We start from the raw sequence: 11131 nt of genomic DNA, 5'->3' as shown, positions 1-11131 counted from the left end.
GCTGTCCAATTCAAGCCACAGAGTTTAATCAAGCTTTGAGCAAAGCCAGTGACCATACGTAAAGAAAGACGGAATAGAGATTTGATCATTAAACAGCATTGAATCGCTGTATCTGAATAAGTTTGATTTCGTCCGTGCTTGCCTTGTGGCTGTGCATACCATTGGGTCTTAGGATCAAACCAGATTGAAATATTTCCTCGCTTGATTAAAGCTTGGTTATACGAGGACCAATTGGTTGTACGGTATATTTTAGATGCACGCTTCTTCATCTGGAAATTATATTACTGAAGAAGCCTTCAAGAATAGCTTTATGCAACAAAGCCGTTGTAAGTTATCACTTTCAAGCATGTTAGAATAGTCACATGACATAATGGTAAAGGTTTTATATGAAGTCAGGTGAAATTGGAGATCAACCTTGTTCAATTGCACGAACAGTTGCTGTGATTGGTGATCGATGGACTGCAATGATTATACGTAATACTTTTTTAGGTATAAGACGTTTTGATGATTTTCAACGCACTTTGGGGGTTACTAGACATATCTTAGCTGATCGATTAAAGTTTCTGGTTGAACAAGATATCTTGACCAAAGTACCTTATACCGATACACAAAAAAGATATGAATACCGTCTAACAGTTAAAGGTCTAGATTTGTATCCAATTATCATGAGTATGATGAAATGGGGCGATACGTGGCTTGATGAGGGTTTAGGCGCCCCAGTAGAATATACTCATAAATTATGTGGTCATAAGTTTACACCTGTTTTAGTTTGTTCTGAATGTGGTGAGCCGATTAATGCAAAAAATGTTCAACCTTCTCCAGGACCTGGACTTTACTCCTACCATGTAAAACAAAAACAGCAGTCCTGAGTGATATGCAAAGATTTCTAAATATTGCCTAAATATAAATGAAATTAACAATATTTAAAGGATTAAAATTTAATCTCTGTGCTTTGATTCTTACAATGACATTTGTCTTGTTGAGATTACTGAGCATATGTGATTGTTGTTTGGCTAGGGGTGCTAGGTGTAGTTGATCTTATGATGTGATAGACAAATGTATCATTAATAGCTGCTCACGAGAATCAACTTGGAGTGAAGACAGGTCGAAACCAGCTTTTTGCCATTCTGGTAAAATTTGATTCGCCCCATGTAACGCACGTAAGATGCTAGCGACGTGAACTGCTAAACAAATTTAAAGGACTGTGCAATTGCAACAGATGTTTCAAATTCAAGACTATATTCCACGGTTCCTGCTAGCTTTTCTAACACACCGTAAAACTCAAAAGTTAATCGAATTTATATTTTCTGTTAGCAATTCACTCTATTTTGATTAGCCTCCAATCGTATGCATGCTGATTTTACGTACGGGAGCCTGTTGATGCGCAATAAAACCTGCTTTTTTATACCAGACGGCCTGTTTAATAGTGGCAAGTAAAAAATTTTCTTGGCCTAATCTTAAAAGTGAACGCAAGGGTGTGCCTGTATTGGCAAATAAGCAGGTAAATAACTCGCCAGTTGAGGTTAAACGCAAACGATCACAGCTTTGACAAAAAGGTTTACTGATGGTTGAGATAACACCTAACTCATAATCATCATTTAACTGATAAATTGTTGCCGGATCATTTGTTCGCTGTATTTTTTTAATCTGAAAATGAGGTTGCAACTGCTGAATAATTTGGTTTTCTGTAATGACTTTATCTAATTTCCAATGCTCCACTTGATCTAATGGCATATATTCAATGAAACGCAATGGCAATCTTTGCTGATAAGCCCATTTCGTTAGCTGAATAATTTCATTTGCATTTTGATCCGCCAACAATACACAGTTTATCTTAATTTTTAGTCCTGCTTTTTGTGCAGCTCCGATACCGTCAAGCACTGGACCAATCGCTTTTTTTGTCATGTTGAAAAAAATATCTGGCTGGATACTGTCCAGACTAATATTGATATCATCTAGACCTGCCAGCTTGAGCTCAGTAGCATACTTTTTTAAATAAAAAGCATTGCTAGTCATTGAAATACGTTTTAAACCTAACCTTTTAAGTAGATGCAGATCCTTAATAAAACTAACAATACCTTGACGCATTAAGGGCTCACCACCAGTCAGGCGGATATGCTCGATTCCAAGTGAGACCATGATTCGACAAAATTTTAATAGTTCATCAAAACTTAGTAAATCCTTTTTAGCCAACCATTCAGGATGCTCTGGCATACAGTATTCACAACGAAAGTTACATCGATCCGTTAGTGAAATACGGAGCTTTCGTTTATAGCGACCGAACTGATCAACAAGTTTAGTTGATTGCGGCTCTAAGGGAATAGATGAACTGATAAGCTTAAATTTTTCTGACATGACAATCATTCGCCTAGGCGTACTGTTTTCAATGCTTTTGAATAGTAAAAGATACTGTGGCGACTTAAATAAAGCAATATAATTTAATTCCATTTTGGAACTATATTTATAGCTCGGTGCTCAACTGAGTTTAAATTATTAAAATAAACATATGATAATAAATATGAAATTTTTTATTGTTGCACTGGTCATTCTATTTTTTATAAATACTATGAAAACTATAAAATTAGTTCTATTATAGAACTAATTTTTATCATTGGGATAATAGTCTATGGCATTTGTAGTATTGGAAGAGTGTATTCAATGTAAGCACACAGATTGTGTTGCAGTCTGTCCGGTGGATTGCTTCTATGAAGGCCCTAATTTTCTTGTAATTAATCCTGATGAATGTATTGATTGTGCGTTATGTGAGCCAGAATGTCCTGTAGACGCAATTCGTGCAGATGACGAGGTTCCTGAAGAACAAAAGCATTTTATTGAATTAAACGCTGTGTTATCCCAGCATCCAAATTGGATTGTTATTAATGAAAAGAAAGATGCATTACCAGATCATGAGCAATGGCATGGAGTCGCTAACAAAATAAACAACCTTGATCGCCATGGCGCATAACATGTTTATGCAAAACTTTTAAATTAATCATTTTTATCAACTTGTTAAGGGGGCTTTAGATGGCTGCATTTCTAAGAGAAAAGATTTTAAATGTGCATCACTGGAATGACACATTATTTAGTTTTAAGACTACACGTGATACAAGTTTACGTTTTAAAAATGGTCAATTCGTCATGATTGGATTGGAAGTTAACGGTAAACCATTAATGCGAGCCTATTCAATTGCTAGTGCAAATTATGAAGAAGAGCTTGAATTTTTCTCTATTAAAGTACAAGACGGCCCATTAACGTCCATCTTGCAAAAAGTACAAGTAGGCGATGAAATCCTAATTTCAAAAAAGCCAACAGGTACCTTGGTTCATGATGACTTATTGCCAGGTAAACATCTTTATCTGCTTTCTTCAGGTACAGGCCTAGCTCCGTTTCTTTCCTTGATTCGTGATCCAGAGACCTATGAAAAATTTGAAAAAGTCATTGTGGTACACGGAACACGCTATGTCTCTGAACTGGCATATCAGGATTTGATTCTGGATGATTTACCTAATCATGAATTTTTTGAAGAATTAGGAATTAAAGATAAGCTCATTTATTACCCAACCGTAACCCGCGAATCTTTCCATACACAAGGTCGTGTCACAACAGCGATTGAGACAGGTGAGCTATTTGAAAAAATAGGGTTGCCTCGTTTTAATCGTGAAACTGACCGTGCAATGTTATGTGGTAGTCCAGCATTTCTAAAAGATGTCGCTGCACTGCTGGATCAGCATGGTTTAGTAGAATCACCACGAATGGGTGAGATGGGGGATTATGTGATTGAACGTGCATTTGTGGAAAAATAAGGAAATAAACAATGATCATGCAACGCCTACCTATTTCGTTACTTCGACATCATCAGGACACCTTAAAAGGTTTAGGTGAGATTTTTCTGCGTACTGCGAAACTAAGTAAACCCAAGAAAATCATTTCTGAATGGCAGCATATACCAGCTATCTCCAAAATCATTGCTGCACCTAATAATGAACTGGTTCAGCATTATGTCGTTTGGTCTGGTGCGCCAACCACACGCTATCAAGATACCATTCCACCACACATGGTTTCTCAGTGGGGATTGTCTGTTGCTACGGACTTGTTATTACTCACCAAATATAATCTTGCCAGCGTAATCAACCAGGGAGTTACTTTAACGATAAAAGGTAATATACCCAGAAATCAGGATTTGTTGCTGCGAGCCAAGGTTTATTCGGTGCAGGAGCAAAGCGGCTTAGCACGGGTTTCAGTACAAATCATTACAGGGACAGTCACTGAGCCTGATCTGGTCGAAACAATTCTACATATGGCGTTTATTTTACCTGATTTCAAAAAGAGTAAAAAAGTTAATCAAACGTCTGAACTACACTGGAACAATATTGGACAATGGCAAGCAACAAATCATGATGGTTTGAAATTTGCCTTATTGACAGGTGACTTTAACCCGATTCATTGGATTGGATTAGTGGGTAGACTATCAGCTTTTAAAAACAAAGTTCTGCATGGGTTCGGCACGTTGGCTCGTACTTATGAGTTATTACCTGAAACTATTCGAATATTGGATGTAAGATTTCTTAAACCAGTAGTATTACCATCTTCTGTGTTAAAGGTCGAAACAACTGAATTAACAGGGCGAGGACATGCTCTCAGATTGATCAGCGGCAATGATACGGTTCATTTGTCTGGTAAGTATCAATAAATAACTCAAGATAATGGAGGATACAATGACAAAAATACAAGATACTCAGTCAAATGTACGTAGCGATGTAACCGCTTGTATTTTATGTTCGCGCAATTGTGGCTTAGCTGTTGAAATTCAAGATAATCACTTCAAAAAGATTAAGGGTGACGATCAACATCCATTTTCGCAGGGATATATTTGCCAAAAAGCAGCGCGTCTAGAATATTATCAAAATCATGATGATAGATTAACTCATCCATTGAAACGTCAAGCAAATGGTAGCTATACTGAAATTAGCTGGGATCAAGCATTAAAGGAGATTGCTGCAAAACTCATACATATCCGTGATACTTATGGAGGCACAGCATTTGCTTCAGTAGGGGGTGGCGGACAGGGCAACCATTTAGGCGGTGCTTATAGTCAACAATTGCTTGCAGCCATGAAAAGTTTTTACTCTTATAATTCTTTAGCTCAAGAAAAAACTGGTGATTTCTGGGTTAATGGAAGGCTATTTGGTAGACAAGACTGTCATACAACCGAAGATGTTGAATATGCAGATTATATACTTTTCATTGGTACAAATCCGTTTCAAGCTCATGGTATTCCAAATGCACGTGATACTTTGAAACATATCAAGAAAGATCCAAATCGTACAATGGTTGTTTTTGATCCTCGTGTATCGGAGACTGCTAAACAGGCTGATATCCATTTACAACTAAAACCTGGTACCGATGCATTCCTAATGTCTGCTATCATTAGCATTATCATTAGAGAAAACTTACACGATCAGCAATTTATTGATCAACATACCTATGGTTTCGAACAGGTCAAACAGGTTTTCCTTGCTGTTCCAGTAGAAGATTATATCAGTCGTTCAGACGTAGATTCCGAACTTGTCTATCAAGTTGCTCGTGGTTTTGCCAATGCTCAACGTGGCTGTGTGAGGATTGATCTAGGTTTACAACACACTTTGCACACCACTTTGAATGGTTATTTGGAAAAACTACTATATCTAGTAACTGGGAATTTCGGAAGGCAGGGAGTTAATAATCTACACACTTTTTTTGTTCCACTTCTCTCAGATACAGATGAAAGAAAACCGAAATATCGTCGTACGATGTACCACAATATGTTCCCAATTTCAGGCATTTTCCCACCAAATATTTTACCTGATGAAATTCTAAAAGCTGGTGAAAAACGTATTCGTGCTGTATTTGTTAGTAGTAGTAATCCATTGATGACCTATGCAGATACGCCTGCATATACTAAATCATTTGAGTCGTTAGAATTATTGGTAGTAGTAGATGTAGCAATGACTGAAACTGCTCGACTTGCACATTATATTTTACCGGCTCATTCTCAGTTTGAAAAATGGGAATTTACGGGATTTAATCTAGAATTCCCTAAAAATGGTTTTCACTTGCGCCATCCATTGTTTAAACCTAATGGTAATACCTTAACTGAAGCAGAGATTTACACTCGATTACTGGAAGAAATGCGGGTTATTCCAAAGAAGTTCCTATTACTGGAAAAAGTTGCATTACTTGAGTCCCCAAAAACACGACGTTTAGGATATATGGCTGCTTTTAGTGGATTTTTGGCAAAAAATAAAAAGTTGATTCCATATGCCGCTTCGATTATTTATCGTACTTTAGGTAAAACCCTGCCAGATAATGCCGCTGCCGCCGCATTTTTATTTCCATTAGCATTAAAATTTGCTGCTAAACATACTAAAGCGTTAAGGCGTGCAGGCTTTGTAGGTAATAAGATAACTTTAGGCTGTGATCTATTTGAACATATTCTATCGAGTCGTTCAGGAACTGTCGTTTCTAAGCATCTTTATAGTGATGTATGGTCCTTAATTGCATACAAAGATCAAAAGATCCGATTAGCTATTCCTGAAATGTTTGTTGCTTTAGCTGATCTGAGGAATGAACAAAAAATAGATCAAAGCGAATATCCCTTTATCCTATTTGCTGGTGAGAGACGAAGTTATAATGCTAATCAGATATATCGTGACCCGGCATGGCGAAAAATTGATCCACATGGTAGCTTACATATTCATCCTGAAGATGCTCAACATCTAAAAGTTATTAATGGCGATAAATTGCGGTGTATATCCAAAAATGGAGAACTTGAAGTTGTAGTTGAACTGGACAGTGGTATGAGAAAAGGTGTAATTTCCTTGCCACATGGATACGGAATGCAATTTAAAGGTGGTGAGTCTATTGGACCCCGTTTGAATTTGTTAACATCAAGCGATCATTGTGAACCTTTTACTAAGACACCATATCTTAAGCATGTTCCAGTCAGATTAGAGAAAATAATATAGAAATTTCTGATTAATATATCCTAGCAGATGCTCTGCTTAATTCTTAATTAACCTAATAGCTTAATTAGAAGTGACTATTTGTCGATTTTCAATACTTAAAAATTAAAGGTATAACATAATTTTTAGGCAGAGCTATGTATTGTTGCTTCTTTTGTAATTATTGAGTTGAGTGAAATTTACAAATGGAAGCATAATTATTGTAATACTTTGTTTAGTAATAATTTTTCATCCTTAATACTCTATATAACTTTACTTTTTACATTTAGTAGTTATAAAAACCAGTCGTTTTTATTTATCTAATTAATTGATATTTAAAGTATAAAAATTAATATTTTATTATAACTATTATAGATCATGTTTTCATTCGTCAGTTTTAATTACTCAAATATTGACAATAATAATTGTCAATAATAATATCTTATAGTTCCAATATGGAACTTATCAGATTAAGCTATTCTCAATTCTCATATTTTTAGATGATGTGAAGCTTACATCTCCAGTGAATACGAAACGTTATCAATAAAAAAATGATGAGCAGATAAAGGTAAAATAAAATGATTGTAGAAGATAATGTAAAGATGCAACCTTCTAGGCAAAGCGCTCTTGTGATTGGTGTTGGTTCTCGTTCAGGTATTGGGGGAGCAGTAGCATATCGGTTTAGTACCGAAGGATTACATGTATATGTAGTTGGGCGAAGTTTGGAAAAACTTGCCGAAGTCATTCATGCTATTCAAGCCAATGGCGGTAGTGCCACTGCGATTGTAAATGAATTAAAAGATATGAATGATGTGGCGGCTTTATTTACTCAGGTGAAAGCAGCAGGTAAACCATTGGCGGCTGTTGTATATAATGCAGCATTTAAAAATCTACCACAAAAGTTTATGAAAACAACGCCCGAATATGTTGAGGCAAATTGGCGTTTAACTTGTTTGGCGGGCATCATGGTGGGACAGGCAGCAGTACGCTATATGTTACCGCAAGGGTATGGAACAGTGATTTTTACTGGTGCCACAGCATCTTTACGAGGCAAGCCTCTATTTGCTGCATTTGCATCGGCAAAAGCTGCTTTGAGAAGCTTTACGTTAGAACTCGCCAGCGAATCTACACCACAAGGCATTCACGTAGCACATGTTGTGATCGATGGTATTGTAGCTGGTAATCGTGCTAATTCAACAGCTTACGGTCTTGGACGTCTTGCAGTTCTTAGTAGAGGTGATCAAGGAGCTTTATTGCCTGATGAAATTGCAACGACCTATTGGCAGTTGCATACACAACAATTTGGAGCATGGACACATGAATTGGAACTGCGTCCATTTAAAGAAAGATTTTGAGGTTAATATGATTAGAAAAAAAATTAAACCATGTGCAGTTGTTTTTGGTATCGATGATTCCAAAAATATAGCCGCGGCTATTGCAATTCTAAGCGCACAAAATGGACTACATGTATATTTGGCTGGCGAGAATCAAAGTGCACTAAATGAAGTGACCAGTATCATTCAGCATATGGGTGGTAGTGCTTCAAGTAAAATACTCATCAACATAGACAGTACCGCCATCAATCTCTTTTTCGAACATATTGAACATGCTGGTTATCGCCCTGCTTTTGTAGTGCACGGTAACCAAGGGACTGTTAACCAATCTGCACTTAGTACTTCTGTCTCAGAGATTGAATATGAGTGGTATCGTCAGTGTTTTAGTGGTTTTTTAATCGGGCAGATGGCGATTCAACAGATGTTAACTTTTAAGCAGGGCACTCTGTTATTTCTTGGACATCTCACGTCTACAAATCCTGTCAAAGGTAAAGCTGCATTCGCAGCCGCAGGAGCAGGACTTCGATCTTTTGCACAGTCAATGGCACGTGAATTTGGTCCTAAAGGCATTCATGTAACTCATGTTTTGCTGGATGATACAGAAATTTCTGGACGTGAATTGAATGCAAGGGCAGTTGCAGATACTTGCTGGCAGTTATATTGTCAACATAAAACAGCTTGGACGCATGAGCTAGATATTCGACCTTAATATTATCTCAATATTTTATTATCTAAGGAAAGTTATGAATCAAACTATTGTTTTACACCAATGGGAAGCATCACCATTTTGTCGTAAGGTTGGTCGAATTCTAGATTTTAAGGGGCTGTCTTATGAAGTTTACAACTATAATGGTCTACGTGGTGTAATGGCTCTACGATTAAGTAAAGTAGGTAAACTACCTGTTCTTGATGTACAAGGACTGAGGGTACAGGATAGTACAAAGATCGCAAGATTATTAGATGAACTATATCCTGATAAACTTATTTACCCATTAGATCCACTTGAGCGAGCCAAAGCTGAACTCTGGGAAGACTGGGCTGATGAAGTTCTTTACTGGTTTGAAGGATATTTTCGAATTAAGGATGATATTGCGCTCAGTCATTTTGTTAAACTAATGTGTGAGGGACGTTCTAACGTGGAATACATATTACTTAAGTCCATGTTGAAAGTTGCTGGAGAAGCTGGTCTCAAAATGCAAGGTATAGGCAGAATGAGTCGAGAAAATGTTGAAGCTGAATTTTGGAGGCATCTTGATCGAATTGAGCTAACGCTATCATCTTCAAATTGGTTAGTAGGAACGAATAAGACTATTGCAGATATTGCCGTAGGATCACAATTACATGAATTTGTACGCACCAGTCCTTTGCGTCGAGAAATAGAGCAGCGTCCACATCTAAATGCTTGGCTTAAGCGCATATAAATGTGTATTTAACAAATTGTTATGAATATTAACAGGGAAGTTAATAATCTATTACAACATTTGTCTCGTTCAGTCAAATTACTTACAAATGCAGATTAAATAAAATGACTTTTAATCTTAATAGTCTTTAAATTTATTTAATTTCTTAAGATTAAAATAATTTTTAATGTAAAAATAGTGCGAGCAATATCAATGGATTCTTTATTATTAGGTTTTCTAGTTTAAAATATTATTACACTAAGAATAAAATATATTGATTTATCAATTTGGGAAACTACTTATCATTATAGGACAGTTTATCTCTATATAAGAAAAATATTTGACAATAAGTTTTAATAAAGCTAAGTTAAATAATTAGTTCCAAATTGGAACTAATTATTTAACTTTTACAATTGGAAGTTCATGCTATGACAGAGATAAATAAAAAACCTATCAACACAATTTCCTCCTTTCCTGTACGTCGCATGGACTACCAGTTTAGAGAAGTACCTAAGTATTGGTTTAGTAAAGAACCCTCATTAACCCATTACTTTACAGGGCTCTCTACTTTATTTCCGGAAGGAGAATCTTTCTTTGTCCGTTCTGTAAGGGCATTGAGACACAAAGTTAAAGATAACCCAAAATTAGATCGTGATATTGGTGCTTTTATCGGACAAGAAGCAATGCATTCTAAGGAGCATCATTCATTTCATGTTAGTTCAAAGAAATATGGTCTAGATCCTGAATCATTAGAAGACATTACTGGGATTATTTTAAAAGGAGTAGAAAGAATATTTCCTAAAAAATGGAATCTTTTAGTGACTGTCGGTTTGGAGCATTATACCGCTACTTTAGTCGTTGAAATGATGAAAAACCTCAGTGATCGTTTTAATGACATTACCATTCGCAATCTATGGTTATGGCATAGCATAGAAGAAACTGAACATAAGGCCGTTGCCTATGACATGTATGAATATTTATATGGAAAAGGACTAGATGCCTACATTCCTAGAGTGCTAATTTTTACCTTTAGCATTATGTTAATCACTATAGTTACACATAGTTATCACGTTATATTGATGTCTAGAGATAAGCAATTATTAAACTTCAAATCTTGGATTAGATTTACTAGTTTTGCGTTTAGTGAATACAGAGTACTCATCCCTCAATTTTTATCTTACTATCGCTTTAACTTTCATCCTAACGAAACTGATGAATCTGAAATCGTGAATCATACAAAATTGAAAATTGGTTTATCTATCGAACAACCATTATCAACCCACTAAAGGTTTTAACTCATAATGGCTGAATAGCCACCGATTTTGTAGACACCCTTTAGTTAGATAAAATGGCTAATTAACGAGGTGCTTATGAGCAGTAAACGATACCCTGAAGAATTCAAAATTGAAGCAGTAA

The 11131-nt window shown here is 36.2% G+C and carries 11 protein-coding genes; 9 read left to right on the top strand and 2 right to left on the bottom strand.

Annotation, left to right across the window (positions count from 1 at the left end):
- Positions 1–269 (bottom strand): transposase (locus L2096_RS15895; RefSeq protein ID WP_250365842.1); only part of this gene is annotated, 269 nt, incomplete at its 3' end.
- Positions 270–386: 117 nt separating this feature from the next.
- Here L2096_RS15895 and L2096_RS15890 point away from each other — a divergent pair.
- Positions 387–869, top strand: a complete 483-nt coding sequence (locus tag L2096_RS15890) for a winged helix-turn-helix transcriptional regulator (protein WP_250365841.1) — start codon at positions 387–389, stop codon at positions 867–869.
- A gap of 463 nt (positions 870–1332) precedes the next feature.
- On the opposite strand, the gene moaA is transcribed toward L2096_RS15890, so the two are convergent.
- Complete coding sequence (gene moaA / locus L2096_RS15885) at positions 1333–2355, bottom strand: GTP 3',8-cyclase MoaA (RefSeq protein ID WP_250365840.1); 1023 nt, start codon at positions 2353–2355, stop codon at positions 1333–1335.
- A 271-nt stretch (positions 2356–2626) separates the two neighbouring features.
- Between moaA and fdxA the strand changes: the two genes are divergently transcribed.
- The 8 genes from fdxA (at position 2627) to L2096_RS15845 (ending at position 11001) form a co-directional block, all read left to right on the top strand.
- The gene (gene fdxA / locus L2096_RS15880; RefSeq protein WP_250365839.1) at positions 2627–2965 is read left to right on the top strand and encodes a ferredoxin FdxA; all 339 of its coding nucleotides are present in this window, start codon (positions 2627–2629) and stop codon (positions 2963–2965) included.
- Between the two features lie 59 nt (positions 2966–3024).
- Entirely contained in the window at positions 3025–3804 is a 780-nt protein-coding gene (locus L2096_RS15875; RefSeq protein ID WP_250365838.1) for a ferredoxin--NADP reductase, read from the top strand.
- Between the two features lie 11 nt (positions 3805–3815).
- The gene (locus tag L2096_RS15870) at positions 3816–4691 is read left to right on the top strand and encodes a MaoC family dehydratase (RefSeq protein WP_250365837.1); all 876 of its coding nucleotides are present in this window, start codon (positions 3816–3818) and stop codon (positions 4689–4691) included.
- Positions 4692–4716: 25 nt separating this feature from the next.
- Positions 4717–7005, top strand: coding sequence for a molybdopterin-dependent oxidoreductase (locus L2096_RS15865; RefSeq protein ID WP_250365836.1), 2289 nt, complete (start codon positions 4717–4719; stop codon positions 7003–7005).
- A 578-nt stretch (positions 7006–7583) separates the two neighbouring features.
- Positions 7584–8336 carry an SDR family NAD(P)-dependent oxidoreductase gene (locus tag L2096_RS15860; RefSeq protein WP_250365835.1) on the top strand — a complete coding sequence of 251 codons (753 nt, stop codon included), beginning with the start codon at positions 7584–7586 and terminating at the stop codon, positions 8334–8336.
- A gap of 7 nt (positions 8337–8343) precedes the next feature.
- Complete coding sequence (locus L2096_RS15855) at positions 8344–9024, top strand: SDR family NAD(P)-dependent oxidoreductase (protein WP_250365834.1); 681 nt, start codon at positions 8344–8346, stop codon at positions 9022–9024.
- Between the two features lie 34 nt (positions 9025–9058).
- The gene (locus L2096_RS15850; protein WP_250365833.1) at positions 9059–9736 is read left to right on the top strand and encodes a glutathione S-transferase family protein; all 678 of its coding nucleotides are present in this window, start codon (positions 9059–9061) and stop codon (positions 9734–9736) included.
- Positions 9737–10143: 407 nt separating this feature from the next.
- A complete protein-coding gene (locus L2096_RS15845) occupies positions 10144–11001 on the top strand; it encodes a metal-dependent hydrolase (RefSeq protein WP_502801304.1) in 858 nt (285 codons plus the stop codon).
- Positions 11002–11131: the final 130 nt, after the last annotated feature.

It is taken from the genome of Acinetobacter sp. ACZLY 512 (assembly GCF_023614015.1).
In the GTDB taxonomy this organism is placed as follows: domain Bacteria; phylum Pseudomonadota; class Gammaproteobacteria; order Pseudomonadales; family Moraxellaceae; genus Acinetobacter; species Acinetobacter soli.
Note: the sequence above shows the minus strand (reverse complement) of the source record. Positions and strands in the feature narration are given on the sequence as shown.